Below are 24,577 nucleotides of genomic sequence, written 5' to 3'. Positions count from 1 at the left end.
TGCCACGCTTTGAACGATTGTAAACCGAACGACTACGTCCAGCTTGAACCATCAAACCTGAGCGGATAATGAACAGCCGCGCCGTTTTTCGGTCGCCGTAAGCGTTTGACGTGAACCAACGCATCAACCGACGCCGTCGGAATCGATGCCATTTAAGGGTTCAACGTGATCGACGCGTCCTTTTCCTCGAAAGAAATCAGATGATTGCGGTTCGCAAACTGCCGGCGCGCTATGCGCCGATCGTAGTGCCCTTTGTGCTGTCCGTCCTCATGACCGCGGTGGTGTCGGTCATTTCGACGCTGCGGAGCCTCGGCGCAACGCCGGCGTTCCTGGCAACCTGGCCCGGCGCCTGGGCGCTGTCATGGCTCGTCGCGTTTCCGACGCTGCTCGTGGTGCTGCCACTGGTCCGCCGGATCGTAGCCTGCCTCGTCGCCTCGCCACCTCGACAAGGCCAATAGACTACGACAGCGCCCCCAAAACCCCGCGCGTCGCCTTGTCGATTTCCTCGACATAGCGGCGGCGGGCAAAGGTCTCGGTGAGGAAGCCGACCACCTTGCGGCTGTCGGTGGAATCAACCACCGCCAGCATCTCGGCTTCCGCCTCGTCGAACACCGCCATCGCCGACTTCACGTTCATTTCCGGGATCAGCACGATATCAGTCAGGCGCGCCAGCTCGACCACCTGGATGTCGTCGGCGATGGTGTCGAGGTCGTTGGAGAACAGGTCGGGCAGCATGACGAGGCCGACATATTCGTCGGCATTGTTGACGACGACGATTCCGGGCCGTGACCCCAGCGCGAATTCGCGGCGCACGGCCGCGATCGTCGTGGTCGACGGAACCTTGCCGACGTCTGAACGCATCAAGCGCTCGACGGTGAGGTTGCGCAGCCAGCCGACGTCGTTGGCGCTGCGGATGGTCTCGCCACGCAGATGCAGGCGCCAGGTCGAGAAGGAATGGCCGAACATGAAGCGGACGCAGATTGAGGTGACGATGCAGCCGGCCAGCACCACGGCGGTGACGTCGACATTGCGGGTCATCTCCAGCACCAGGAACGACATCGTCAAGGGACCGCCGACGATGGCGACGCCGAGCGTCGCCATGCCGGTCAGCATCGCGACCAGCGGATCGATCACGAAGTTCGGGCTGATCAAGAGGAGCACCGCGGCAAAGAACTTGCCGATCAGGCTGCCGACGAACAGCGAGGCGAAGAACAGGCCGCCCCGGAAGCCCGAGGCGAGCGAGATCAGGCAGGCTGTCACCTTCAGGGCGATGATCAGTGCGATCAGGCCGATCGTCATGTCATGAAAGAGATCGAGCACCATGGCGCCGTGGCCGGCTGCGAGCACCTGCGGCGTGACAATCGCGAAGCCGCCGACGATGAGGCCGCCGATCACCGGACGCAGCCAGACCGGCATCCAGGCGAACAGGCGCTCGAACGTCGGCGAGGAGCGCATCACGGCGATGCCGACGCCGCTGGTGACGAGCGCAAGTCCGATCAGGGCGAGGTACTGCTCGACGCCGACGGCGCTGACCTTCGGTATTTCCAGCGAGTACGGCGCGCCGCCGAGCCATTGCGCGGTCAGGGCGCCGGCGAGCGAGGCCGCCAGGATCGGAGCAGCGCTACCGACCGAATAGACGCCGACGATGAGCTCGCAGGCGTAGAAGGCGCCGGTGATCGGCGCGCCGAACGCCGCCGCGATTGCAGCGGCAGCGCCGCAACCGACCATCAGGCGCAGATCGTTGCGGCGGAGATTGAAGAACTTGCCGAGCAGCGAGGCGATGCCGGAGCCGATCTGGGTATAGCCGGCTTCGAGGCCGACCGAGGCGCCGCAGCCGTTGGAGATCAGGGTCTGGCTCGACACCACCAAGCTGTCCCGCATCGACAGATTACCGCCGCGCAGTGCGTTTGCCTCGATCGGGTCGACCGCATTCGAGATCTTCATGCGCCGCCGCGACCATTCCATGATGCCGAGCGCGAGCCCGCCGAGTGCAGGCGCGATCAGCGCCGCCCAGGGACTGACGCTCGCATTGGACGAGAGGCGGACATCGACAGGGATGCCGTAGATCACGACGTGCGCGATCTGGGCGATCTCGGCCATCAGCGTCACGATCGCGCCCGCGAGCGTGCCGATCACCAGCGCGAGCGGGATCAGGTAGAACTCGTTGCTGCGCAGCAGGGCACGCAGCCGAACCATGGTACGGTTCGTCCCCTTGCGATCGACGAGATGTCTGATCCGCACGAACACTTTCTGCCCGCCCTACCCTTCCGACAGGCCGTAGCCTGCCATGCGCTGGCGGACCCGTTCGATCTCGGCGCTCGGCAGCAGCGGCGGTTGTCCGATCTGGAGACAGCCGTGATATTGCCGCGCCAGTGTCTCGACCTCGACGGCGAGCCACATCGCCTTGTCCAGCGTCTTGCCGATCGCGATCATTCCGTGATGGTCGAGCAGGCAGGCAAGCCGGCCCTCCAGCGCCCGCACCGCATGTTCGGACAGCTCCACGGTGCCGAAAGTGGCATAGGGCGCGCAGCGGATGCTGTCGCCACCGGCGGCCGCGATCATGTAGTGCACCGGCGGGATCTCCATGCCCATGATCGCCAGGATGGTGCAATAGGTCGGATGGGCGTGCACGACGGCGTTGACGTCGGGCCGGGACTTCAGGATGTCGCGATGGAAGCGCCACTCGCTGGACGGCTTTTGACCGGGGGCATGCGAGCCGTCCATCGCCATGAACACAATCTGGTCCGGCGTCATAGCGTCATAGGGCACGCTGGTCGGGGTGACCAGAAGCCCATCCACATGCCGGATGCTGATATTACCCGAGGTGCCCTGGTTGATACCGAGCGCATTCATGCGGCGGCAGGCGTCGATGATGGCCTGTCTCTTGGCGAGCTCGTCCGCTGTCATCGACATCTCGATTTCTTCTCGGCTTCTTGGCGGTTTGTCGGCGCTGGGCGTTTGCTAGACCGGAAGTACGTCAAAGCAATAAGGCAGCGCAAGAGAAAGCGACCCGGACCGGCCCATGTCTTGCCGGCACGGCCGCAACGTCTGGAAATACATCGCAAAATCAAAGAATTACCAGATTGTCGCAGCCTCGCCGAACGCCCGGCTGGGCTGCCGCAATCCCGTTGTCGCGAATGGAGCCGAGCGGCCTGCGAGCAGCATGCCGAGCATGCGCGAGCGCACGGCATCTCCGGTGCGCTCGAGGATGCTGGGTATCAGATGAGCGGAGGCGAAGCACAGCAGCAGAAGCAGGCCCGAGAGCACGACCACGATGATGATCGCGAGCTTCGCAGCATCACGAAGGCGGACAGGGAGATGTCAATCGCTGCCGTCTCTTCCGGCCTGGCTTCTTCAAGTGCAGCGCCATAACAAAAGTTAACCCGCGTGCTTTATAAAACGATCGGGCAGCTCGATCGGACAGCAACCATTCTGCACGATTGCCGTTTCACTCAGCATCGACACACGAATAGAAGCAGCCGCGACAATTGCACGAGCACCGTTCCACAATTGACCCGCACGATCCCGTTGCCTGCAGTCACTGGGCGCTTCGATTAGGGACAAACGTCAGAGAGCTCAAGGCTGCCATTCATCAATTCGGTAGCGCTGCGGATGCAGTGGCCTATGGTCTTCAGCAATGGAGGCACAGCGCATCGCGTGGCCAGTGGCAGGCCCGCAGCGGCGCGCCGCAGGTCGGTATTCTCTCCGATTCCATGGTCGCACGCGGCGAACAACTCGCCTCGGTCGCCTTGATCTGCGTCAACGCCGTCGGGCTCGTCGCGGGCGCGGTGCCACGGATCCTTCCGGCAGCGCCCGAAGCAGACATCGATGCTTACCTCGACGGCCTCGACGGCATTTTCATCGGCGGCGGACAAACCAACGTCCATCCCTCCCGGTATGGGCAAATGGCCGACGAGGCGCGCGACGGTCCGTTCGATGAATTCCGCGACGAGATTGCGCTTCGCCTGATCCCGCGTGCATTGGCGCGGGGCATCCCCGCTCTTTTCATCTGCCGCGGAATGCAGGAGCTGAACGTTGCTCTCGGCGGCACGCTGGCAAAGGAGCCGGACGATATGCCCGAGGACCAGCGTCATGGCACGCCCGAGGCGGACAATGAGGATGCGCGCTATCGGTTGCGGCAGAAGGTGACGCTGCGTAAGGGTGGCGTCCTGCAGCAGATCTGTAGCGCAGAGGCCATTCCGGTGAATTCGCTGCATAGTTTCTTGATCGCCGATCTGGCCCCGGGCCTCGTCGCGGAAGCGGTGGCCGAGGACGGCTCGATCGAGGCCGTCAGCGTCAAGGGCGCGAGCGCGTTTGCGCTCGGCACACTCTTTCATCCGGACTATTGGGCCAGCACGGATCATGCCTCGGCCCGCATCCTCTCGGCGTTCGGAGACGCGGTTCGCAAGCATGCCAAGCCGCAAGGGGCAGCGTAGGCCATGCACCGTTACCGCTTCGGCATCGAGGAAGAGTATTTTCTGGTCAATCGGCAATCGGCGGCGCCTAGATCCGAGCTGCCCAAGCCCTATATGGCGGCGGCCCAGAAGCGCCTCGGCGAACGGCTGACCACCGAAATCCTGCAATCGCAGATCGAGGTGGCGACGCCGCCGCTGGCGTCTTCGGCCGATGCGATCGCCGAGCTCACGCGCTACCGCTCGGTTCTCGCCGAGGTCGGCAAGGACCACGGGGTCGGCATCATTGCCGCGGGGACGCATCCACTGGCTCAACCGCAGCAGCAGCGCATGACGCGCAAGCGCCGCTACAGCAAGGTCATCAACGATCTCGGAATGGTCGGCCTCGGCAATCCTATCAGCGGCCTGCACGTTCACGTCGAGGTGCCTGAGCCGGACCAGCGCGTCGAGATCATGCACCGCCTGGTGCCGTTCCTGCCGCTGCTGCTGGCGCTCTCGACCTCGTCGCCGTTCTGGTGCGGCTGTCCAACGGGACTGCTGGGCTACCGCAATGCCGCAAACGACGCCCTGCCCCGGACCGGTTTCCCGGAGATGTTTCGCAACCTCGCCGAATACGAGACCTATGTGAAGACATTGGTCGACGCGGGCATCGTCCCCAATGCCACCTATGTCTGGTGGGCGCTGCGGCCGTCGCTTCAGCATCCGACCCTGGAGCTGCGCATCACCGACTGTTGCACGGCAATTGCAGACTCGGTAGCAATCGCAGCCCTGTTTCGCGCGCTGGTCCGGCGTGTCGTGCACCATCCCGATCTGAATGCCACCTATTCGCCTGTGCACCGCGCGCTGATCGAGGAAAACCGCTGGCGAGCCCAGCGCTATGGAACCGACGGCACATATATCGATCTGGCGTCCTTTGAGCCGATCTCATTCAGGAGCTGGCTCGAGGCGGTGATTGCCATGCTGGCGCCCGACATCGCGCATCTCGGCATCGAAGGCGATATCCAGCATTTGAAGATGATCCCGAAGCGCGGCACTTCGGCGCATCTTCAGCTCGAATATTTCCGTAGTTTGCGGAAATTCGGTCGCTCGCCGCGGGAGGCCATTGCCGACGTGACGAAATGGCTGCGGACTTCGACCGAGGCCGGCGACTTCACGGCGCGCGGCAGTGAGCCGAAGGGCACGCCGGTGCGGCAGCCTCTGGCGCATCTCGTCTGACATCCCCCGAGCGCGGCCGCATGGAACGACGTTTCGGCAGCCGACTTAGCTCAGCATAACCGCAATGGACATCGGTGGAGACTAACTATGAGCGACAGCGGAGTTAGCATGCTGCTGGGTCACGCCTCGGCCCAGATGCTTTGGCTCTGGTTCATCGGCGCGTTCGTGCTCGGCGGCGTCCTCGTCTACGGAGTGATGAAGGCCGGCCGCCTGCGCCGCAGCGAGCGTGCGCGGCTCGATCGCGCGACCGAAGAGCGACAGCGCCAGGAAGACCCCTATAAGCGCCCGACCTGAGCGATCGCCACGAACCCCGGTTGCCAGTTTGGAACTTTCGTTCTCGAAAGGGTTTTGATCGCCTGAGGATTGAGGAAGGCGACGCCTTCCCGTGTCACCTCAAGAGGAGGACGTATGGCTAAACGAGCGAAGAAACGCACAACCAAGAAGACCGCGGCGCGGCGACCGCGTCAGGCGCCGAAGATGCTCAGCGACCTGTTCCTGGAGACGCTGAAGGACATCTATTTCGCCGAGAACAAGATCATCAAGACGCTGCCCAAAATGGCAAAGGCCGCAAACTCGAAGGAGCTTGCGGCGGCGTTCAACAAGCATCTGCGCGAGACCCAGGGCCAGGTCAAACGTCTCGACCAAGTCTTCAAAATGCTGGGCAAGCCGGCGCGCGGCAAGCCCTGCGAGGCCATCAACGGCATCGCGGACGAGGGCGCCGAAATCATGAAAGAGTTCAAGAACGCCCCCGCCCTCGATGCGGGCCTGCTCGCCTCGGCACAGGCGGTCGAACATTACGAAATCTCCCGCTACGGCACGCTGCGGACCTGGGCCGAGGAGCTCGGCATGCAGGATGCGGCAAGGCTGCTTCAGGAGACCTTGGACGAGGAAGAGGCGACCGACCGCGCGCTGACCGAGCTCGCCACCTCCGTGATCAACCTCGAAGCGGAAGAGGAGTACCGCGCAGCGGCCTGACGCCGTGCGTGGCCGATAACGGAACGCCGCGGTGCGAGCCGCGGCGTTTTCCTTTTCTGGATCGCAGGATCCGCATGGCACGTCCGCGCCGGCGGGCTGGAATTCTGGGGAACCAGTCCCATATGCAGCCTTTCCCATCGCCGAGTCCGCATCATGCAACCCAAAAATCCCCTCGACTGGATGCTGTCCGAAGCCCTGGACTCGCTGACCCGCGCCGAACGGCTGCGGCAGCAGTTCGGCCGCCAGGAAGTTTGCTGGGAGCCACCGATCGACGTGCTCGAAACCGAGCATGAGCTCCTGATCCTGATCGCGCTTCCCGGCGTCAATCCGAGCAATGTCGAGACGGCGATCCATGACGGCGTGCTCGTGATCTCCGGCCAGCGCACCCTTCCCCCGGAGCTTCGCAACGCCCGCATCCACCGGCTCGAGCTGCCGCAGGGCCGCTTCGAGCGGCGCATCGCGCTTCCGCTTGGCCGCTATGCCATCAGCCGCTTCGTGATGGACGGCTGCGTCGCGCTGCGCCTCGCCAAATCCTGAGATTGATCATGGCTCCCGAACAGATGAATACCCAGCAAAACGGTTCCGACGTGAAGATTCCCGAGGACGCATTGATCATCATCCCCGTGCGCGAGATGGTGCTGTTTCCCGGTGCCATCGCGCCGATTTCGATCGGCCGCGCAAAGTCCATCGCCGCCGCGCAGCAGGCGCTGCGCGAGCAGCGGCCGGTCGGCATCGTCCTGCAACGCAGCCCCGAGATCGACGAGCCCGGCCCGGACGACCTCTACCGGGTCGCGACCATCGCCAATATCGTGCGCTACATCACCGCGCCCGACGGCAGCCACCACATCGTCTGCCAGGGCGTGCAGCGCGCCCGCATCCTCGACTTCCTGCCGGGCACACCTTTCCTGGCTGCGCGCATCCAGCAGATCCCCGAGCCGACCACGACCTCGCCTGAGATCGAGGCGCGCGCGCTCAACCTGCAGCGCCAGGCCATCGAGGCGATCGAGCTGCTGCCGCAGGCCCCGCCCGAGCTGGCCGCGATGTTCCAGGGCACCAGCGCGCCCGGCGCGCTGGCGGACCTCGCGACCTCGTTCATGGACATCAAGCCGCAGGACAAGCAGGAGGTGCTGGAGACCATTGACCTCGCCTTGCGGGTCGAGAAGGTGTCGAAGCACCTCGCCGAGCGGCTGGAGGTGCTGCGCATCAGCAACGAGATCGGCCAGAAGACCCGGGCCAGCTTCGACGAGCGGCAGCGCGAGGCGATCCTGCGCGAGCAGATGGCGACCATCCAGCGCCAGCTCGGCGAAGGCGACGGCAAGCAGGCTGAGGTCGCCGAGCTGACGGCTGCCATCGCCAAGGCTAACATGCCGCCCGAGGCGGACGCGCACGCCAAGAAGGAGCTGCGCCGCTACGAGCGCATGCCGGAGGCCGCCGGCGAAGCCGGCATGGTCCGCACCTATCTCGACTGGCTGATCGAGCTGCCCTGGGCCCTGCCCGCGGAGAAGCCGATCGACATCAAGGAGGCGCGCCGCATCCTCGATGCCGATCATTTCGGCCTGGAGAAGATCAAGAGCCGGATCATCGAATATCTGGCGGTGCGCAAGCTCGCCCCGCAGGGCAAGGCCCCGATCCTGTGCTTCGTCGGCCCGCCCGGCGTCGGCAAGACCTCGCTCGGCCAATCCATCGCACGCGCGATGGATCGCCCCTTCGTGCGCGTCAGCTTAGGCGGCGTGCATGACGAGGCGGAGATCCGCGGCCACCGGCGCACCTATATCGGCGCGCTGCCCGGCAACATCATCCAGGGCATCAAGAAGGCGGGCGCCCGCAACTGCGTGATGATGCTCGACGAGATCGACAAGATGGGCCGCGGTGTGCAGGGCGATCCTTCCGCCGCCATGCTGGAGGTGCTCGACCCCGAGCAGAACGGGACGTTCCGGGACAATTACCTGGGCGTGCCCTTCGACCTGTCGCGCGTGGTGTTCATCGCGACCGCCAACATGCTGGATCAGATCCCGGGTCCGCTCCTGGACCGCATGGAGTTGATCAGCCTCGCCGGCTACACCGAGGACGAGAAGCTGGAGATCGCGCGGCGCTACCTGGTGCGGCGACAGCTGGAGGCCAACGGCCTCTCGGCCGAACAGGCCGAGATCGAGCCGGAGGCGCTGAAGCTGATCGTCAAGGGCTACACCCGCGAGGCCGGCGTGCGTAACCTCGAGCGCGAGATCGGCAAGGTGTTCCGGCATGCCGCGGTGCAGGTCGCCGAGGGCACGGCCGCAAAGGTCGTGGTGGGCCCGAAGGACATCGCCATCGTACTCGGCCAGCCGCGCTTCGAAGGCGAGATCGCGCTGCGCACCAGCGTTCCGGGCGTCGCCACCGGCCTTGCGTGGACGCCGGTCGGCGGTGACATCCTGTTCATCGAGGCGACGCGCGTGCCCGGCAAGGGCGGCCTGATCCTGACCGGTCAGCTCGGCGACGTCATGCGCGAGAGCGTGCAGGCTGCGCTGACGCTGGTGAAGAGCAAAGCCACCCAGCTCGGCATCGATCCGCAGCTGTTCGAGAAGAGCGACATCCATGTTCACGTTCCCGCGGGCGCGACCCCGAAGGACGGACCGAGCGCGGGCGTTGCGATGTTCACGGCGCTAACGTCCCTGCTCACCAATCGCACGGTGCGCAGCGACACCGCGATGACCGGCGAGATCTCGCTGCGCGGCCTGGTGCTGCCTGTCGGCGGCATCAAGGAGAAGGTGGTGGCCGCCGCCGCTGCCGGATTGAAGCTGGTGATGCTACCGGCGCGCAACAAACGGGACTACGACGAGATCCCAAAGAGCGCGCGGGACAACCTCGAATTCATCTGGCTGGAGCGCGTGGACGAAGCCATCGCCGCGGCGCTCGAGCCGGCTGACGCCAAGGTCGAAGCTGCGGAGTAACGGTGATGAGCGGATTGCTGGAAAGAGCGAAGCGATCGCAGAAAACGCAGCGGCTGCGCCAGCTGCTCGATCGCGCCATCGACCGGGTGCGCGATGCGCTGGTGGCGCCAGGACCGCGGCTTGAGCCAGTCCCGGTACGGGTGAAGCGCCGCAAGGGTTGAGCCCTCCGTCTCAAGCCCTCGCGGCAGCCCCAAATAAAAGGCCCCCTCCGATCGAGGGGGCCTTTGCGTTGTCAGGCCACGGCGTCCTTGGCAGCCTTGACCGGGCGGGCGCGGACGATCTTTCGGGCCGGCTTGGCCTTGAACATCATCTCTTCACCCGTGAACGGGTTGGTACCCTTGCGCGCCTTGGTCGCGGGCTTCTTGATGACCACGAACTTGGCGAAGCCCGGCACCAGGAACAGGCCGTTCTTTTTGAGCTCCTTGTGACCGACGTCGGTCAGCGTCTCCATCACGCTCTTGACGTCACGCTTGGAAAGCTCGGTGGCGGTCGCAATCTTTTCGATCAGCTGCGATTTCGACATTTGGGTTGGCATCGTGTCTCCTCTGATTCGTTGCCGGTTGCATATTAGACCAACCGGCGAAGGCCTATAGCCTTCTGCACAGTTTTGTCGCGGTTTTTACGGGCTTTTTTGGCCCTCTGTGACAAAAAACCCTGCATTTTAGCTGCTTCCGGAGCGAAAGGAGCCTCAGGCAGCGCTTTTTGCCTTGTTTCAAAGGCCCGCAAGCCACCTTGCTAAAGCTGATTCGATGCTTTCGACAAGCGACGACCGGCCTCTTTGCCGGAGGCCGGTCGCGATTCACCCTGAAATATAAGGGCTAGACGCGCTCGATGATGACCGCGGGCGCCATGCCGCCGGCGGCGCACATGGTGACGAGACCGCGCTTCAGGTCGCGCCGTTCGAGCTCGTCGAGTACGGTGCCGATCAGGATGGAGCCCGTCGCGCCGATGGGATGGCCGAGCGCGATCGCGCCGCCATTGACGTTGACCTTGGCGCGATCGAGCCTGAGATCGCGGATGTATTTTTCCGCAACCACCGCAAAGGCCTCGTTGATCTCGAACAGGTCAATGTCATCAACGGTCAGCCCCGCCTTCGCCAGCACCTTGCGCGTCGCCGGGACCGGCGCGTTCAGCATCAGGGTCGGCGAGTCCCCCATGTTGGCCATCGCCACGACGCGGGCGCGCGGTTTGAGGCCATGTGCCTTGGCGTAGGCCGGCGAGGCCAGCAGGATTGCGGCGGCGCCGTCGACGACGCCAGACGAGTTGCCGGCGTGGTGCACGAAGTCGATCTCGAGGTCGGGATACTTTTGCAGGATCAAGCCGCGATAGGTCGTGCCCTTATCGTCGAGCGCATAGTCGGCGACGGCGGAGAACGCGGGCTTCAGGCTGCTCAGCCCCTCCATCGTGGTCTGCGGGCGCGGATATTCTTCATGGTCGAGCGCAAGGCTGCCGTCCTCGCGGTGGACGGGCACGAGGCTCTTCTTGAAGTGGCCGTTCGCGATCGCATGCGCTGCCCGTTTCTGGCTCTCCAGCCCGAGCGCGTCGACGTCCTGCCGCGTGATACCCTCCAGCGTCGCGATGGCATCGGCGCAGACGCCCTGGTGCGACTGCGGGTGCCGCGCGCGCAGGCGAAGATTGCCGCTGTCCATCATCATCGGACCAGAGCCGCGCCGCCCCTCCATCGACATCATCTCGCAGCCGCCGGCGATGACGAGGTCTTCGGCGCCCGCCATGATCGAACTGGCGGCCATGTTGACGCTGGTGATGCCGGAGCCGCAGAAGCGGTCGAGCGTCACCGCGCTCGCGCGCACGTCATAGCCGGCATCCAGCGCCGACATCCGCCCGAGATCGCCGCCTTGCGTCGCGACCTGCGCGCTGCAGCCCCAGACGATGTCGTCGACATCGGCGGTATCGATGCCGGTGCGGTCGGCAAGCGCGCGCAGCACGGTTGCACCCAGTTGCTGCGGATGAATGCCCGAGAGTGCTCCCTTGCCGGCCTTGCCGACGCCCCGCGGGGTGCGGCAGGCATCGATGATGAGCGCGTCAACCATTGGCGTTGTCCTCTTGTTTATGGGTGTTGAGAGGCGTTGTGAATTAGGGAGACAGGTGAGTCAATGCGTGGCGTGTGCACCCCTCACCCGGATTTTCCGCTACGCGTAAAATCGGGCTAGGGGCATGCGATCTGAGCGATCGGGCGCGAAAGCCTCAGCGACGTCATGGATCTACACGGGAAGAAGGCGCTCACACACCCGCCGCGTTGTTCGCGATCACGTTGCGGTAGAAGCTGGCGCTGAGCTTTGGGGTGCGGACCTGGGTGTCGAAATTGACGTGGTAGAGGCCGAAGCGCTTGTTCAGCCCGTACACCCATTCGAAATTATCCATCAGGCTCCAGAGGAAGTAGCCGCGCACCGGCACACCCTCAGTGGTGGCGCGCTGGAGCTGGGCGAGATAGTTGCGCAGATACATGATGCGATCGGTGTCGTAGATCTTGCCGTCGGCCGTGACGACGTCATCGCTGGAGGTGCCGTTCTCGCTGATATAGATCGCGTCGGTCTTCCAGATCTTCGCAGCCAGCTTCGGGACCCAGTAGATCGTCTCGGGACCGACGCGCAACCAGTCCGAGTTCATGTGCGGGAACGATTTCGGGATCGGCAGCGGCATGAAGCCGGCACCCTGGTCGGAAGCCACCACATAGTTCTGCGGCGCGTAGATGTTGAGGCCGAGGAAATCGACCGGCGAGGAGATGATCTTCAGCTCCGCATCGGTATATTTCGGCGCGTTGGGCCCGGCGAATTTCAGGAAGGCGTCGGTATACTTGCCCGTCATGATGACGTTGAGATAGCCGGCATTCATCTCGCGCAGCGCGATTCCCGCGGCGCGGACGTTCTCCGGCGTGTCGATCGCGGGCGCACAGGCGTCGATGTTCTCGGCCGGCCCTACGCGGGTGCCGCGGCGGCCATGGGCGCGCACCGCCTGCACGGCGAGCCCGTGCGCGAGCGCACTGTTGTGCCTGATCTGGTTGACCTCGGCCTGCGGCAGCGTCAAGCCCGGCGCGTCGATGCCGATGCCATAGCCAAAATAGACGAAGCGGCCGCTCTCGTTCAGCGTGAACACGTTCTTGACCCGGTCGGTCAGATGCTTGGCGACATAGGCCGCATAGTCGCCGAAGATCTTGCAAGTCTCGGTCGAGCGCCAGCCGCCAAAACGGTCCTGGAGCGATTGCGGCAGGTCCCAATGATACAGTGTCAGCCACGGCTCGATGCCGTTCTTGAGGAGCTCGTCGATCAGGCGGTTGTAGAAGTCGAGCCCCTTCAGATTGGGCTTGCCGTCGCCGTCCGGAAACACCCGCGGCCAGGCCACCGAGAAGCGATAGGCCTTGCAGCCGAGCTCCTTGATGAGCGCGACATCCTCCTTGTAGCGTTGATAATGCTCGTTGGCGCGGTCGCCATTGGTGCCGTCCTCAATCTTGCCGGGGATGCGGACAAACTTGTCCCAGATCGAGGCCCCTCGCCCATCCTCGTTGACCGCACCCTCGACCTGATAGGACGAGGTCGCCGTGCCCCAGAGGAAGCCTGCGGGGAAGCCGTTTCCGCTGCGCGGCGGCGATACCGGCTTGACCTCGAGGGCTTGAAGCGGACTCGCAACTCCGGCTGCGGACAATCCCGCCAGCTTGGCAAACTGGCGACGCGAGACGGGGTCCGACATTGATGCTGCTCCGCTTTCTTCATTTGGGCCCGGCACAATGAACAGTTCCGGGCCGTTTGAGAAGCGCATGCAGGAGGACCCAGATCCGGCAAGCGTTGGTGACGCAGCAGGCACGATGTCGTCCATTTTCCTGCGTCGGCTGAACACCTCTCGTGTTTTCAGGGCCGGCGATCTTAGGGCCGGGTTGTTCCGACTGAACCGACCACAACCTGCATCAGCCAGGCGATGCCGGCGTCTCTCATCGCTGCCTTGGTTGCGATGGCCCGGATCGTATCCGGTTTGCGGGCGAAAGGCAGCTCGACAAACACCAAGCCGAAGCGGCCGGCATGGTGCTCCACCAGTCGGCGCGGCAACGCTGCGATCAGATCAGACCCAGAAAGCTGGACAAGCGCCATCATGAAATTCGGGACCGTTAGGGCGATGCGGCGTTCGAGGCCACGCTTTGCCAACATCTCGTCGACGAAACCACGCGGTTCACCGCTGAGAGACACCAGCAGGTGCTGTGATTGCGAGAATGCAGCACGGGGTGGCGCTGTTGCCAAGGGATGTCCCCTGCGCATGGCCAGCACGAACTCCTCCTCATAGAGCCTGCGTGCCTCGAAACGCGATGATACCGCCGGCAGCGGCAGCATTGCGATATCGAGCTCGCGTGTTTCGAGCATGTCGAGACTTTGGTGCCAGGGCTCTCCGATCGCGCCGCCGCGCGGCGCAGGCATCAGATGGATCAGCCCGATGTCAATGTGAGGTGCCGCAGTCGCGATCGAACGCAAGAGCGGAACGGTTGTGGAGACCAGGACGGCGTCGGGGGCGCCAATCGTGAACCGACGGCTGCTTTTCACAGGGTCGAACGGCGCAGCCGACCCGATCAGCTGTTCGACACGCGCGATGATCTCGGCCACCGGCTCCCCAAGCTCCAACGCCCGCGCCGTTGGAACGACGCCCTTCGGTGTCCGCAGGAACAGCGGATCGTTCAGCAGAAGCCGGAGCCGGCCAAGCGCATGGCTGACAGCCGACGGCGTCAGGCTCAGCCGAGCGGCTGCGCGCGCGACATGACGTTCTTCCAGAACGACGCGGAAGAGCACGAGCAGATTCAGATCAATCCTGGATAGATCAATTTTCTTCAGCATATTGCTGAAATCATATCGCTGGATTCATCAAGATCAAGGCCGCATGGATCGGGCTCGCTCGCCGTTTGATCAGGAGTCCTGAAATGACCAAGAGACCGCCCGGGGTGAACAAATCGCCAGGCTCGCCGGAGGCGATGTCGCGGCGCTCGATGATTGCCGCTACGGCTGCGCTTCCTCTGTCCGCCCAGCTTTCGGCCGATGCGGCCGCCGGGAACGACGTGATAGCCAGCCTCATCGAACGCGCCCGCGAGAAGAATGCCGCCTTCATGCGTGGCGACATGGATCGCTGGTTCCAGCTTGTCCGCATTGCGCCGGATTTCACGCTGATGCAGCCCTTCGGCGGTCCTGCAAGTCGCGGATTCGACGCCAGCCCGAAGCGCTTGGCTGACCTATCGCGATATTTCAGGGAAGGCGAAACCGAACTCGAGGTTTTGCAAACCTATGCATCGAGCGAGCTCGTCGTTCTCGTTATGGTCGAACACCAGCGGGCCGAGGTGGGCGGGTTGGCGGCTCAAGACTGGTCGCTGCGCGTGACTGAAGTCTACCGCAAGGATGGCACGGATTGGCAACTCGTGCACCGTCATGCGGATCCGCTGGTCCGAAGCATCACCTTGCAACAAGCGGCGATACTCGCCCGGGGTTGGAGGGAGGAAAAATGATCTCCCTCGCCTCGCTGGAGCAGCCAACTGACTCAGAACGTCGCCGTATTCCGCGTGAAACGTCCCCCTGCTGGTTGGCGCGCGCGGGGGGATTCTGCGTCGCCATGCCTGAAGTTTGCAGGGCGTTAGGTGGCAAGGCTTCGACGAGCGGTTTCGTCGCGATGGCGCACGCGCTCAGCGCGAGCGCTTCGGCAACTTCGGCAGCTTGTCGGGATTGAACTCCGGCATCTGCCCGGCTCGTTCAGGTGCCGGTGGCTGCTGTTCAGTCAGGATGAGCGTGCCCTGGAGGATCATTCCCGGGACTTGTATCGCTGTCGCCGTGTAACTCGCGATCTTGCCGGGGCAGCTTCCTTCGATGTGCAGCGTGAGCTCATCGTCGTTGCCGAACACCGTTGCGCGGCCGTCGGTATGGCGCTTGGTCGATACCGTGGCGGTGAAGCGATCGCCATCGACGTGACAGGAGCCATGATACGTCATCAGGCTGTCGCGGCCCCAGATTTGTCCGTCTGCGACATGGACGATCCCGGTGCCCTGGTCGAGCGGCGTCTTGTACCAAGCCGCGTAGGTGCCGTCCTTCAGCATGGGAGCCATCTCCGCCTGGTACTCCTGAGCGGATAGTCCGCAGCATCAGTGCTAAGAAAGCGTTAATCGCGCGGCCCGTGCCAATCCGGTTGGTCCCTCCGCAGCTCGGCCTCGAGCTCCTCGATGATGCTGTGAAGCAGACATGCGGCGAGCGGATCTGTCACTTCCCGCTCCAGGCGCCGATAGCGTGCGATCTTGAATTCCTGCTCTCGCAACTGGTGCTCTGTCATCAGCCGGGCCCTCCGACAAACCGACGCAGAACCGGCCGGGGAGTTTCGTTAAAATTTTCGGATCATTCGCGATGGTTTCTGTTTGGTTAAAGACAATACGCGGCGAGGAATTCAGGGTGCCGATCTTGTTCAAGCCAGGTCGCTTGGGAAAAGCGGACATGGGAACCCCGACGCGCCGCCCGCTACGGACGAACAGGCGACATCAGAAGTTGCGAGTTAATTAGGAGAGTCAATTCGAGCGGCGCCTCGAGCTCGCCCGTCCCTTCGGCCTCGTTCCTCGCTACTTCTTTTTCACCGTCCCGAAATCCGGCTGCCAAGCGGCTTCCTTGCGGTTCGGCGCCGCAGCGATCACCTTGGCCTTTTCCTTCTTCGGCTTCTTGGCTTCGCGATTGCCGCGTTGCTGGCCCTTCGCCATGTCGCTCTCCTTTGGTGGTTTGAGTTCGTCGAGTTCGTTCGACTGCAGCACCCGTCCGCGCGGAGTGCAGACCCTAACGTCCATGTAGCCTTCGCGCAGCAGTCTTCGCGCAAGCCGCAGCGCGACCGTTGCACTGCCGCGGCCGAGATTGGAGCTGCCGTATTCGTTGGTTCCGCTGACCAGATATGGCACGCGGGTTGTCCTAGCCATTGAGGACGGGGGCTCCGCATACGAGAAGCAGCAAAAACAACGGAACGATCACCGGCGGCACGATCCATTCCGAGATGCGAACACGCGACATCGAATGCTCCTGCGAGGCCTTCGGCGGGAGCACACGTGACCCTCAGTCACCGGTCGAAGCCGTTGAGATGTGCGGTGATGGTGGCGAGGCTACGCCCGCGCCGAGCCAATAGCGAGCGTTAAATGCCGCGCGGGCGACGGCTCCGCCGCGACATCTTCATTTGCCGGCTAGTCACGATAATGCTGGCTATTGCCATGCGAAGGGCGCATGGTCGCGACAGCCTTCACTTGCGAAAGGCAGGCGTGCATGACCATCCGTTCGCGGCGAGAAACCGTCAAGTTCAAGCATCCGTTCCGCATCCGCGGCATCGAGCGAACCTTGCCGGCCGGCGCCTATGAGGTCGTCACAGACGAGGAGACGATCGAGGGCCTGACCTTCTCGGCCTATCGCCGCATTGCCACAATGATCACGGTGCCCGCCGAAGGCGCTTGCGGCGCCACGGAGATGCTGTCGATCGGCTCGATCGATCTTGCGAACGCACAAGCCGCGGACGCGAGCATCACCAATGACTGACCGGCCGGTCGATCTCGACAAGCGTCGCGGCATGGCCGCGCAGAAGGCAACCGACCTGCGCCGTGCGTTGGCTGACGTGGAGGCGCATCTCCGCGAGCTCCGCGAGCGTGAAGCCGATCTCGAAAACCGCATGATGACGGTGCCAGCCGCGTCCTGGCCGGAGGCGGCAGTGAAGGCGCGCCATCTGCTCAACCTCTATGCTGCGAGTCTGCCTTCCGAGGATACGCGCCATCGCGCGCTAGTGGCAGCACTGTTCGACGATTTCGCCCGGCTGTCGGGCGAGGTCTGAGGCGAACGACGGCCGCCCCGCATTCTCGACATGCCGCAATTAGGTTAACGGAGCAAGCCATGACATTGACCAGCGGCCGCTTTATCGGCCACGAATACGACCGAATGATCGTCCGGTTCTCGATGCATGACGGTGCCCGGGAGATTCCTTGCGCGATCTCGACCTCTGCGATGGACGACCTCGAGCGCGGCCCGCAAGTCAAACCCGAGCAGCGGGAGGCCCAGTTCAGCCGATTGCGGGATCGCATCGAAGCATGCGCTGCGAGCAAATATCGTGCGACGGAGTTCGAGGGCACGCCGCCAGGCATTGTGCTGCGAGGCATCGATTTCAGGTCATAAGCAACGACAGCACCGCGACCGGCCTTCTTGCGGCGTCACAAGTGACGCCACCATCATGTTATGAGACCGACATGCCGTTGCTGCGGAGTCTCCGGAACGAGGATTCTTTCTACTCCGCGCGCGCCTTGATCTCCGGCAGTGGCGCCTTGCGCTCGAAGGGCTTCTTCTTGGGCGGCGCGGGCAGCAAGCCCTCCCTGATCGCCTGCTTGCGAGCGAGCTTGCGGGCCCGGCGGATGGCCTCGGATTTCTCGCGGGTCTTTCGCTCCGACGGCTTTTCGTAGGAACGCCGCTGTTTCATTTCCCGGAAGACGCCCTCGCGTTGCATCTTCTTCTTGAGAACGCGGAGCGCCTGGTCGACGTTGTTGTCTCTGACAAGTACGTGCAATTGATCATCCTCGCTGGGGGCTGCGAATGCGACACGTCCTGCAGGGCAGCCAATTGCGCAGGCGCTTCATTGCGATTTTTGAGGATAGCGGCGGCGACATTCATCGCGGCTTCGGACGAGCCGATCTGCTTGTCACAGCGATGCAGCTTGGTGACACCAACGTGACCACTGTCGTGCTGTGCTGTCAATCGCTAACGTCTTGCTTGCAGGCCGGCAGACAGACGCGAAGTGCTGCGATCGGAACACCCGAGGAGCCTCGCAGAAACAAATTGGCTTGCGTCCTTGCGAAATCGCGAATGTGATGTATATTGACCTTGTTCGATTAGCCGCTGTGCCTTGTTGAATGCGCCCCGCGGGCTCCTTTTCCAAAGACATCGACGAAGTTGAAGATAACCGCGTGATTGTCGCGCGGAACGCGTTCGCGCGCTTTGGAGAAGAAAATGACGACAGGTACTGTGAAGTGGTTCAACGGCCAAAAGGGCTTCGGTTTCATTCAGCCGAACGATGGTAGCAACGATGTGTTCGTTCACATCAGCGCCGTCGAACGCGCCGGTCTGGCGGGCCTCGGAGAAGGCCAAAAGGTCAATTTCGAGGTCAAGACCGACAAGATGCGAGGCAAAGTCAGCGCTGAGAACCTCTCGCTGGCTTGATATCGTGGCGCCGTTTCACGGATGTACTGAAACGGCCCCCCTGCCCGCTCGATCTTCGGATTGAGCGGGTTTTGTCTGTTGCCAGGCCGGGTGAGCAATGAGCCCCAAGAAATCGGCAGACCTGTCACCCGAAGGCATCGCGCGTCTAAATCGTAAGCAGCTGGCCGCCGAAGAGGGAGCGCGCGCATTGGCGGATGCCGAAAGACAGGCTATCGAGATTCGCAAGAACATGGCGCGGCTCCGCGAGGTGCGCGAGGCCAAGGAAGCGGCCGATGAAGCTGTTCGAATAGCTTTGCCGGCACCCAAGAAGCGTTCGAGGAAGCCGGCGCGATAGTCGCCTTCAACGCCACCGCCGAAACTTAAAGGGGCCGATCACATGCCGGAAAGTGCAGGTCGTGCCTAGAATCCCGCCAGATCACGGAACCATCACTTTCTTTCTCGCTTCCGGCGCAAATCGGCAGATGTGCCGGCTCGCGACGACATTCAACACGCGGAAGCAGGCCATCAGCTATCTCCAGAAGCATCGAACGGAGTTCGAGCGCATGGCGCCGGACGCGACATCGTTCTGTCAGGGCTTCGAGGGCTTTTGATCCCACGGGCGCTTGCCGTCCGCGTCTCGATCCCAGGGCCGCGCTGTGGGTGCACTCTTTTCGGCCTCGGCCGCTTTCGCGCGGTCATGCTTAACCTGTTCGCGATCGGTAAAGGGCGGGTTTTGAGTGGAACTGACTTGAGCAAGGACCGGAACTGTGGTGACCAGCGCAATCATAATGAATTTTATCATCCCCGTGTCTAGCACCGATATCGGAACGCGTCCGATTTAGTTTGTCCGCTCGCCTTTTTCAGGCTGCAGAGCTTGGCCTCTCTCCTCTTGGCTGTCCGCACAGCGCCGGTACTCCTCCGCCAATTCCCGCAATGCAGGTGCGAGTCCGCCTCAGGCCGTAGCGGAAGGCAGTGCATCGAGCACGCCTAGAACGTCACCCGCATGCCCGCATAGAACGCCCGCGGCCTTGCCGGGCTGAGCGAGCGCGGGTCGGTGAATTCTGCGCCGCCATTGGTGAAATTGGGCACGGCCTCGCGGTCGAAGAACTGTCCGTAGGTCGCGTAACGCTTGTCGAACACGTTGTCGATGCGGCCGTAGAGCTGGACGTTCTTTGCGACCTGATAGGAGGTGTGGAGGTTAAAGACCGTATAGGACGGCAGCTTCGCGTATTGGTTGGACTCATCGCCGACCAGATACTGGCTGGAGACGAACAGCGCGTTGCCGCCGACCTTCCAGACGTCGGTCACGGCGTAATCGACGCCGACCTTGACGCGATGGCGCGGGACCGCGGGGATCTGGTTGCCGGGCAAAACCCGGATGGTCTCGGTGGCCGGATCGGCAAACGGGCTTTCCGAGCCGAGTTCGAGCGGGTCAAGGAAGCGCGCGTCGACGAAGGCGTAGCTCGCCTGGAACTGGAGCGCCGGAGACTTGATGTTGACTTCGGCTTCGAGCCCCTGCCGCCGCGTCCGGCCGACATTGGAAAAATAACCGAAGCCTGTGCGCCCGACGGCGGGTACCGCAAGGATGTCGTCGTGATTGGTGGCGCGGAAGCCGCCGATCTTCCATCCGAGCGTGCCGATGTTCAGCTCCTTGGTGCCGCGCAGGCCCGCTTCCACGGTCTTCGACACGACCTGCTTCAGCGGCGGATCGGAGACGAGAAACGCTGCGATCAGGCAGGGACGGGCTGGATCGGAGCAGCCGAGCTCGAGCGGCGTCGGCACGCGGTTGGCTTCGGAATAGCCGGCGTAGGCGGTCAGCTCGGGAGTGATCTTGTAGGTGCCGCCGATCACCGGGTTGAAGCGGGCGAAGGTGTGATCGCCGTTGAGCGCAGTGCCGAGCTGATCTTCCAGCGTGATGCGCGCCACGTTGAAGCGACCGCCGCCGGTGATGGCGAAGGCATCCGTGACGTTGAACGTGTCCATCGCGTAGAGGCCGTTATATTGGTTGACGGTCCGCAGCGAGACAGGACCGGCAACGGGATCTGGTAAGCCGGTCGGCCCCAGGAAGACACCGCTGCCGCTGACGACGTAGTTTTCTGCAATCGAGCCGATCTCGGCGGTGGCGTTGTAGCGCGTGACACCGGTGTCATAGGTTGCGCCCATCACGAAGCGGTTGTCGTGCCCGAACAGCTGATCGGTGTTGGTGGCCTGTCCCGAAACGCCGAAGGTGGTCGAACGGATCGTGCCCCGGTCGATCTCGCCGAGGATCGTTCCCGGCGCAAACGGATTGGCAAGCTGCACGCCGTTCACGCCGTTTGCGGGCGTGGTGTCATCGCCGAAGCACAGCAGCGTCGGATCTGCACCGCACGCCTGCGCATCGGTCGGGTTTCCGTCGACGATCTTCTGCTCGTAGCGGCGCACATGCGCGGTGCCTTCGAGCGTCCAGGTCGGCGTCGCATCGACCTTTCCGGTCAGGTTGAGATAGCCAACGCGGTTCGAGGTGATCTGCGGTGTGGTGTAGGTCGCGCCCCAATATTTTTCGAGCAGCTCGGCGGGAACGGTGGCGCTGGCGCCGAAATCGTTTTTGGCCACTCCCATGTTGGCGTGGAATTCGCTGTCGCCCGCCTTGTAGCCGACATCGCCGTAGAAGCGCCGCACGTCCGATCGGGAGAAGTTGCGAAAGCCGTTGTCGTGCAGCCCTTCGAGCGCGCCGTAGACGGCGTAATTCTTGTCGACCTGCTTGCCCCATTGCGCCGAGCCCTGGATGCGACCGAACGAGCCTCCCATGACATCGAGCTCCGCACCCTGATAGGTGAAGCCGTCCTTCATTTGCAGGTTGATGGCACCGCCCAGCGCATTGAGACCGAAGGCGGGATTGTTGGTCACCAGCGTCACCGACCTGATCGCGGCGGTGGGGATCAGGTCCCAATTGACGGCGTCGGAGAAGGCTTCGTTGATGCGGACGCCGTTCTGGTACACCGCAAGGCCTTGCGGCGTGCCGGTCACGGGCGAAGCGACGAAGCCGCGGAATTCGACGTCGGGCTGAAACGGATTGCCGGTGACTTCGCTGATGTTGACGCCGGCGATGTTGTCGCGCAGCGCGTCGGTGACGTTCAGGGAGCCGGTGCGCTTGATCTGGCTGGCATCAACGGCGTTGATCGCCGACGGGACCTTGTCAACATCAAGACCTCTGCCGGTGCCCGGCGCGGTCGGATAGACGTAAATGCGCGTCCTGGGGCTGGCGGACCCCGGCGTTCCGACGCGTGCGACCGGTCGCGACGGCGTCGTGCGCCTCGTCGCCGACGGTGGCGCGGTCACTTCGACCGGTGGCAGGTTCTGAACGTTGGTCTCCTCATCCTGCGCGGCCGCGGCAGGGTGCGCGAACAACCCGGACACCAGCCCCGTCGAGATCGAAGCCATCAATAAACGACGCTTGAACCAGAGACCCTTGCCCATCCCGCCTTCCCATCCGTGACGACCGGCTGTTGTGATTTTCCGCCGTTCGGTCGAGATGAGTGTATTCGGCCGCAATGAGCGCGCCAGCCACAAAAGATCGGGCGATATCCGCGCTCGTTTTCCCGATAAAATCGGGAATTTTTCCCGATCGTTTCGGGCACGATCAGGCCGCCGCCGTCGGAACCAGCGCTTCCACGGTCAAACCGTTCTCGCCAGAGACGACATTGAGGGTACCGCCCAGTGCCAGGATCCGCTCGCGCATGCCCACGAGACCGAAGCCGAGCTTCTGACCCGGCTCCATGCCGCGGCCATTATCGCTGACCCGTACCCGGGCGCAGACGCGGCCGTCGCGCCCGTGCTGCCCGGCCGGCTCGATGACAACGTTGACCGCGGTCGCGCCGGCATGGCGGAACACGTTGGTGAGCGCCTCTTGCACGATGCGGTAGATGGTGAGGTCGGCAGTCTCGCCGGTCGCGCCCAGCGCCGGCGAGATCGAGGTCTCGATGGTGACCTCGGGATGCGACTCCCGCCATAGCCGCGATAGCGATTCGAGCGCCTGGCGCAGGCCAAGCTCGGCGAGGCCGACGGGCCGGAGGCGCTCCAGCACGCGGCGGGTGAACTGCTGGAGCGCGTTGATCTGCTCCAGCAAGGCGCTGCCGTGCTTTCGCACCGCCTCCGCACTCGGCGCCCGTCCGTCCGCCAGCTTCGCCAGCGCGCTGGCATGAGCGCGCAGCGAGAACAGATACGGTCCGAACTCGTCATGCAGCTCGCGCGCGATCTCCTTGCGCTCGACGTCCTGGAGCGACACCGCACGCTCGGCAAGGCGCCGCTTGTCCTCGACCGCCTCGCCGAGCGCTGCTGCGAGATGATTGAGCTTGCCGCAGATGGCGCCGAGCTCGGGCGCACCGCCTGGGGTGACCCGCGCGTCATAATGCCCGCCCTCGATCTCGGACATCGTCTCGGCCAACGACTGGAGCGGCGCCAGAGCCCGGCCGACCACATTCATCATCACCAGGAACACCACCACCGCGATGACCGAGCCGACCTCGAGCTGGGTCACGATGCTGTCCCAGATCTCGGCAATTTCGTCGTTCGGATGCGAGGTGATCACGAGCGAGCCGGGCTTGCCATGGATCGAGACGGGCACGCTGACGGCGGTCTGCTCGGGATGAACCAGGCTGACGAACCAAGCCGGCGGCCCGCGCGTGTCGGCGTCGGCATCGGCCCGGGGCGGCGTCAGCGGATTTCCGCCGGCGTCATGGAGCGCGATGCTGACATGGCGCAGGCGACTGAGATCACGCGCAATCTGGTTCAGCCGGGCGTCCGGATCGGGCGCCTCGTTCAGGTCCGCCACGATCATCTCGATGAACTCGCGTGCGAGCCGGATCACGCTCTGGTCCTCGGCCTGCACGCGCGGCCCCGCCTCCGCGACCTGGCGGCCGATATTGACGGCCAGCCCCAGCGCCAGCAGCAGCGCCAGCAACAGGTTGATGCGCCCGCGCAAGGAAAGATTTTGCCACATTGGTATCGCTCGTGCCCCGCGAAGGTTCTGCCCCGCCTCTCCGATGACGTTGACAGAGGCGAAGCGGCGGATATCTAATCGGAAGCGTACAGCAATCCGGGCCGGGTTGCATGAGGCGACATGAGACGCGCGCGTCTAGCCTGGTCGGCCTCATGCGGCGCAGAACAGGCAGTTTCTATCAGGGAGAACGCGCTGTCGCGGGGAACGCCTATGCGCATTCTGATCGTCGACGATCATCCCATCGTCGCCTCCGGCTGCCGTGCCGTGCTGGCCGACGCGGGCGAGATCGAGATTTTGGAGGCTGCCGACGCCGAAGACGGCGAGTGCGTGTTCATCGTCGAACGCCCCGACCTCTGCATCATCGACATCAACCTGCCGACCGTCTCCGGCTTCGAGCTCGCGCGCCGCATCCTCGAGCGCGCGCCTGAGGCCCGCATCATCATGTTCAGCATGAACGACGATCCCGCCTTTGCGGCGCGCGCGATCGAATGCGGCGCCAAGGGCTACGTCTCCAAAACCGGCGACCCCGACGACCTCGTCGAGGCGATCCGCGCCGTCGGGAGCGGCGGCACGTACCTCCCGAGCGCGATCGCGCGCAGCATTGCCTTTGCGGGACCGGCGCTGGCGCAAAGCCCGCTGTCGAAGCTGAACGCACGCGAGATGGAGATCCTGCGGCTGCTCAGCGCCGGAAAAAGTCTGTCCGAGATCGCCTGGCTGGTGCAATCGTCCTACAAGACGGTGGCCAATACGTCCTCGATCATGCGCCAGAAGCTGGGCGTGAAGACCTCGGTCGAGCTGGTGCGGCTGGCGATCGACAGCGGCGTTGCCTGACATCGCCACAAATTTCGGTCACACAAGCGTTGCAATCTTGATGTGGCGAGATGCCACGGAGCTTTG

At 63.7% G+C, this 24,577-nt stretch carries 29 protein-coding genes; 16 read left to right on the top strand and 13 right to left on the bottom strand.

The features are described from left to right. Positions 1-200 precede the first annotated feature (200 nt). On the top strand, positions 201-458 hold the full coding sequence (locus IVA91_RS34170) for a DUF2798 domain-containing protein (protein WP_247460510.1): 258 nt from the start codon (positions 201-203) through the stop codon (positions 456-458). A gap of 1 nt (position 459) precedes the next feature. On the opposite strand, the gene IVA91_RS34165 is transcribed toward IVA91_RS34170, so the two are convergent. From IVA91_RS34165 to IVA91_RS34155, 3 genes are all read right to left on the bottom strand, one after another. Further along, positions 460-2,247: a chloride channel protein gene (locus IVA91_RS34165; RefSeq protein WP_247337156.1), complete on the bottom strand. Its 1,788-nt coding sequence runs from the start codon at positions 2,245-2,247 to the stop codon at positions 460-462. Positions 2,248-2,259: 12 nt separating this feature from the next. Then, entirely contained in the window at positions 2,260-2,913 is a 654-nt protein-coding gene (locus IVA91_RS34160) for an L-fuculose-phosphate aldolase (RefSeq protein ID WP_247280532.1), read from the bottom strand. A gap of 162 nt (positions 2,914-3,075) precedes the next feature. Beyond that, positions 3,076-3,273, bottom strand: a complete 198-nt coding sequence (locus IVA91_RS34155; RefSeq protein WP_346015551.1) for a hypothetical protein — start codon at positions 3,271-3,273, stop codon at positions 3,076-3,078. Between the two features lie 344 nt (positions 3,274-3,617). Here IVA91_RS34155 and IVA91_RS34150 point away from each other — a divergent pair, with 344 nt between their 5' ends. From IVA91_RS34150 to IVA91_RS34120, 7 genes are all read left to right on the top strand, one after another. After that, positions 3,618-4,436 (top strand): gamma-glutamyl-gamma-aminobutyrate hydrolase family protein, encoded by an 819-nt coding sequence (locus tag IVA91_RS34150; RefSeq protein WP_247460507.1) that lies wholly within the window; start codon positions 3,618-3,620, stop codon positions 4,434-4,436. Positions 4,437-4,439: 3 nt separating this feature from the next. Continuing rightward, complete coding sequence (locus IVA91_RS34145; RefSeq protein ID WP_247460505.1) at positions 4,440-5,627, top strand: carboxylate-amine ligase; 1,188 nt, start codon at positions 4,440-4,442, stop codon at positions 5,625-5,627. Between the two features lie 87 nt (positions 5,628-5,714). Next, positions 5,715-5,921, top strand: a complete 207-nt coding sequence (locus IVA91_RS34140) for a hypothetical protein (RefSeq protein ID WP_247280529.1) — start codon at positions 5,715-5,717, stop codon at positions 5,919-5,921. Positions 5,922-6,035: 114 nt separating this feature from the next. Continuing rightward, on the top strand, positions 6,036-6,602 hold the full coding sequence (locus IVA91_RS34135) for a ferritin-like domain-containing protein (RefSeq protein WP_247280528.1): 567 nt from the start codon (positions 6,036-6,038) through the stop codon (positions 6,600-6,602). Between the two features lie 153 nt (positions 6,603-6,755). Beyond that, the gene (locus IVA91_RS34130; protein WP_247280527.1) at positions 6,756-7,139 is read left to right on the top strand and encodes an Hsp20/alpha crystallin family protein; all 384 of its coding nucleotides are present in this window, start codon (positions 6,756-6,758) and stop codon (positions 7,137-7,139) included. 8 nt (positions 7,140-7,147) lie between these two features. After that, positions 7,148-9,529 carry an endopeptidase La gene (gene lon, locus IVA91_RS34125; protein WP_247280526.1) on the top strand — a complete coding sequence of 794 codons (2,382 nt, stop codon included), beginning with the start codon at positions 7,148-7,150 and terminating at the stop codon, positions 9,527-9,529. A gap of 5 nt (positions 9,530-9,534) precedes the next feature. Continuing rightward, positions 9,535-9,690 (top strand): hypothetical protein, encoded by a 156-nt coding sequence (locus tag IVA91_RS34120; protein WP_247280525.1) that lies wholly within the window; start codon positions 9,535-9,537, stop codon positions 9,688-9,690. 71 nt (positions 9,691-9,761) lie between these two features. Here IVA91_RS34120 and IVA91_RS34115 read toward each other — a convergent pair whose 3' ends face one another. From IVA91_RS34115 to IVA91_RS34100, 4 genes are all read right to left on the bottom strand, one after another. After that, a complete protein-coding gene (locus tag IVA91_RS34115; RefSeq protein ID WP_084805933.1) occupies positions 9,762-10,064 on the bottom strand; it encodes an HU family DNA-binding protein in 303 nt (100 codons plus the stop codon). 283 nt (positions 10,065-10,347) lie between these two features. Then, the gene (locus IVA91_RS34110) at positions 10,348-11,580 is read right to left on the bottom strand and encodes an acetyl-CoA C-acetyltransferase (RefSeq protein ID WP_247460503.1); all 1,233 of its coding nucleotides are present in this window, start codon (positions 11,578-11,580) and stop codon (positions 10,348-10,350) included. 190 nt (positions 11,581-11,770) lie between these two features. Next, positions 11,771-13,234, bottom strand: a complete 1,464-nt coding sequence (locus tag IVA91_RS34105) for a GH1 family beta-glucosidase (RefSeq protein ID WP_247280523.1) — start codon at positions 13,232-13,234, stop codon at positions 11,771-11,773. Between the two features lie 173 nt (positions 13,235-13,407). Beyond that, entirely contained in the window at positions 13,408-14,361 is a 954-nt protein-coding gene (locus IVA91_RS34100) for a LysR family transcriptional regulator (protein ID WP_247280522.1), read from the bottom strand. 83 nt (positions 14,362-14,444) lie between these two features. Here IVA91_RS34100 and IVA91_RS34095 point away from each other — a divergent pair, with 83 nt between their 5' ends. Next, positions 14,445-15,020 (top strand): nuclear transport factor 2 family protein, encoded by a 576-nt coding sequence (locus IVA91_RS34095; RefSeq protein WP_247280521.1) that lies wholly within the window; start codon positions 14,445-14,447, stop codon positions 15,018-15,020. A 174-nt stretch (positions 15,021-15,194) separates the two neighbouring features. On the opposite strand, the gene IVA91_RS34090 is transcribed toward IVA91_RS34095, so the two are convergent. Both IVA91_RS34090 and IVA91_RS34085 read right to left on the bottom strand, forming a co-directional pair. After that, positions 15,195-15,602 (bottom strand): hypothetical protein, encoded by a 408-nt coding sequence (locus IVA91_RS34090; RefSeq protein WP_247280629.1) that lies wholly within the window; start codon positions 15,600-15,602, stop codon positions 15,195-15,197. A gap of 510 nt (positions 15,603-16,112) precedes the next feature. Continuing rightward, positions 16,113-16,457: a hypothetical protein gene (locus IVA91_RS34085; RefSeq protein ID WP_247280520.1), complete on the bottom strand. Its 345-nt coding sequence runs from the start codon at positions 16,455-16,457 to the stop codon at positions 16,113-16,115. A gap of 337 nt (positions 16,458-16,794) precedes the next feature. Between IVA91_RS34085 and IVA91_RS34080 the strand changes: the two genes are divergently transcribed. The 3 genes from IVA91_RS34080 to IVA91_RS34070 are packed head-to-tail and all read left to right on the top strand — an operon-like array spanning position 16,795 to position 17,688. Then, positions 16,795-17,061 (top strand): hypothetical protein, encoded by a 267-nt coding sequence (locus IVA91_RS34080; RefSeq protein WP_247280519.1) that lies wholly within the window; start codon positions 16,795-16,797, stop codon positions 17,059-17,061. Continuing rightward, positions 17,054-17,350: a hypothetical protein gene (locus IVA91_RS34075; RefSeq protein WP_247280518.1), complete on the top strand. Its 297-nt coding sequence runs from the start codon at positions 17,054-17,056 to the stop codon at positions 17,348-17,350. Before IVA91_RS34080 ends, IVA91_RS34075 begins: the two co-directional genes overlap by 8 nt. Before the next feature lie 59 nt (positions 17,351-17,409). Beyond that, positions 17,410-17,688: a DUF1488 domain-containing protein gene (locus IVA91_RS34070; protein ID WP_247280517.1), complete on the top strand. Its 279-nt coding sequence runs from the start codon at positions 17,410-17,412 to the stop codon at positions 17,686-17,688. A 109-nt stretch (positions 17,689-17,797) separates the two neighbouring features. On the opposite strand, the gene rpsU is transcribed toward IVA91_RS34070, so the two are convergent. Then, the gene (gene rpsU / locus IVA91_RS34065; RefSeq protein WP_247280516.1) at positions 17,798-18,073 is read right to left on the bottom strand and encodes a 30S ribosomal protein S21; all 276 of its coding nucleotides are present in this window, start codon (positions 18,071-18,073) and stop codon (positions 17,798-17,800) included. 440 nt (positions 18,074-18,513) lie between these two features. Between rpsU and IVA91_RS34060 the strand changes: the two genes are divergently transcribed. The 3 genes from IVA91_RS34060 to IVA91_RS37250 all read left to right on the top strand — a co-directional run bounded on the left by IVA91_RS34060 (position 18,514) and on the right by IVA91_RS37250 (position 19,313). Then, on the top strand, positions 18,514-18,723 hold the full coding sequence (locus IVA91_RS34060; RefSeq protein WP_247280515.1) for a cold-shock protein: 210 nt from the start codon (positions 18,514-18,516) through the stop codon (positions 18,721-18,723). Positions 18,724-18,820: 97 nt separating this feature from the next. Then, the gene (locus tag IVA91_RS34055; RefSeq protein WP_247280514.1) at positions 18,821-19,057 is read left to right on the top strand and encodes a transcriptional regulator; all 237 of its coding nucleotides are present in this window, start codon (positions 18,821-18,823) and stop codon (positions 19,055-19,057) included. A gap of 52 nt (positions 19,058-19,109) precedes the next feature. Beyond that, on the top strand, positions 19,110-19,313 hold the full coding sequence (locus IVA91_RS37250) for a hypothetical protein (RefSeq protein WP_247280513.1): 204 nt from the start codon (positions 19,110-19,112) through the stop codon (positions 19,311-19,313). Here IVA91_RS37250 and IVA91_RS34045 read toward each other — a convergent pair. The 3 genes from IVA91_RS34045 to IVA91_RS34035 all read right to left on the bottom strand — a co-directional run bounded on the left by IVA91_RS34045 (position 19,292) and on the right by IVA91_RS34035 (position 23,680). Further along, entirely contained in the window at positions 19,292-19,504 is a 213-nt protein-coding gene (locus IVA91_RS34045; RefSeq protein ID WP_247280512.1) for a hypothetical protein, read from the bottom strand. The genes IVA91_RS37250 and IVA91_RS34045 overlap by 22 nt on opposite strands. A 185-nt stretch (positions 19,505-19,689) precedes the next feature. Next, complete coding sequence (locus IVA91_RS34040; protein WP_247460501.1) at positions 19,690-22,158, bottom strand: TonB-dependent receptor; 2,469 nt, start codon at positions 22,156-22,158, stop codon at positions 19,690-19,692. A gap of 163 nt (positions 22,159-22,321) precedes the next feature. After that, a complete protein-coding gene (locus tag IVA91_RS34035; protein ID WP_247280510.1) occupies positions 22,322-23,680 on the bottom strand; it encodes a histidine kinase in 1,359 nt (452 codons plus the stop codon). A gap of 210 nt (positions 23,681-23,890) precedes the next feature. Between IVA91_RS34035 and IVA91_RS34030 the strand changes: the two genes are divergently transcribed. Next, positions 23,891-24,511, top strand: a complete 621-nt coding sequence (locus IVA91_RS34030; RefSeq protein ID WP_247280509.1) for a response regulator transcription factor — start codon at positions 23,891-23,893, stop codon at positions 24,509-24,511. The last annotated feature ends 66 nt before the right edge of the window (positions 24,512-24,577 follow it).

Source organism: Bradyrhizobium sp. 153, assembly GCF_023073835.1.
Classification (GTDB): domain Bacteria; phylum Pseudomonadota; class Alphaproteobacteria; order Rhizobiales; family Xanthobacteraceae; genus Bradyrhizobium.
This window is presented reverse-complemented; position numbering and strand designations above follow the sequence as displayed.

Bases quoted from the DNA above. Each gene is read 5' to 3' on its own strand.
- IVA91_RS34170 (WP_247460510.1), top strand. From the start codon at position 201: ATGATTGCGGTTCGCAAACTGCCGGCGCGCTATGCGCCGATCGTAGTG.
- IVA91_RS34160 (WP_247280532.1), bottom strand. From the start codon at position 2,913: ATGTCGATGACAGCGGACGAGCTCGCCAAGAGACAGGCCATCATCGAC.
- IVA91_RS34145 (WP_247460505.1), top strand. From the start codon at position 4,440: ATGCACCGTTACCGCTTCGGCATCGAGGAAGAGTATTTTCTGGTCAAT.
- IVA91_RS34140 (WP_247280529.1), top strand. From the start codon at position 5,715: ATGAGCGACAGCGGAGTTAGCATGCTGCTGGGTCACGCCTCGGCCCAG.
- IVA91_RS34135 (WP_247280528.1), top strand. From the start codon at position 6,036: ATGGCTAAACGAGCGAAGAAACGCACAACCAAGAAGACCGCGGCGCGG.
- IVA91_RS34130 (WP_247280527.1), top strand. From the start codon at position 6,756: ATGCAACCCAAAAATCCCCTCGACTGGATGCTGTCCGAAGCCCTGGAC.
- lon (WP_247280526.1), top strand. From the start codon at position 7,148: ATGGCTCCCGAACAGATGAATACCCAGCAAAACGGTTCCGACGTGAAG.
- IVA91_RS34120 (WP_247280525.1), top strand. From the start codon at position 9,535: ATGAGCGGATTGCTGGAAAGAGCGAAGCGATCGCAGAAAACGCAGCGG.
- IVA91_RS34115 (WP_084805933.1), bottom strand. From the start codon at position 10,064: ATGCCAACCCAAATGTCGAAATCGCAGCTGATCGAAAAGATTGCGACC.
- IVA91_RS34110 (WP_247460503.1), bottom strand. From the start codon at position 11,580: ATGGTTGACGCGCTCATCATCGATGCCTGCCGCACCCCGCGGGGCGTC.
- IVA91_RS34105 (WP_247280523.1), bottom strand. From the start codon at position 13,234: ATGTCGGACCCCGTCTCGCGTCGCCAGTTTGCCAAGCTGGCGGGATTG.
- IVA91_RS34100 (WP_247280522.1), bottom strand. From the start codon at position 14,361: ATGCTGAAGAAAATTGATCTATCCAGGATTGATCTGAATCTGCTCGTG.
- IVA91_RS34095 (WP_247280521.1), top strand. From the start codon at position 14,445: ATGACCAAGAGACCGCCCGGGGTGAACAAATCGCCAGGCTCGCCGGAG.
- IVA91_RS34090 (WP_247280629.1), bottom strand. From the start codon at position 15,602: ATGCTGAAGGACGGCACCTACGCGGCTTGGTACAAGACGCCGCTCGAC.
- IVA91_RS34085 (WP_247280520.1), bottom strand. From the start codon at position 16,457: ATGGCTAGGACAACCCGCGTGCCATATCTGGTCAGCGGAACCAACGAA.
- IVA91_RS34080 (WP_247280519.1), top strand. From the start codon at position 16,795: ATGACCATCCGTTCGCGGCGAGAAACCGTCAAGTTCAAGCATCCGTTC.
- IVA91_RS34075 (WP_247280518.1), top strand. From the start codon at position 17,054: ATGACTGACCGGCCGGTCGATCTCGACAAGCGTCGCGGCATGGCCGCG.
- IVA91_RS34070 (WP_247280517.1), top strand. From the start codon at position 17,410: ATGACATTGACCAGCGGCCGCTTTATCGGCCACGAATACGACCGAATG.
- IVA91_RS34060 (WP_247280515.1), top strand. From the start codon at position 18,514: ATGACGACAGGTACTGTGAAGTGGTTCAACGGCCAAAAGGGCTTCGGT.
- IVA91_RS34055 (WP_247280514.1), top strand. From the start codon at position 18,821: ATGAGCCCCAAGAAATCGGCAGACCTGTCACCCGAAGGCATCGCGCGT.
- IVA91_RS34045 (WP_247280512.1), bottom strand. From the start codon at position 19,504: ATGATAAAATTCATTATGATTGCGCTGGTCACCACAGTTCCGGTCCTT.
- IVA91_RS34040 (WP_247460501.1), bottom strand. From the start codon at position 22,158: ATGGGCAAGGGTCTCTGGTTCAAGCGTCGTTTATTGATGGCTTCGATC.
- IVA91_RS34035 (WP_247280510.1), bottom strand. From the start codon at position 23,680: ATGTGGCAAAATCTTTCCTTGCGCGGGCGCATCAACCTGTTGCTGGCG.
- IVA91_RS34030 (WP_247280509.1), top strand. From the start codon at position 23,891: ATGCGCATTCTGATCGTCGACGATCATCCCATCGTCGCCTCCGGCTGC.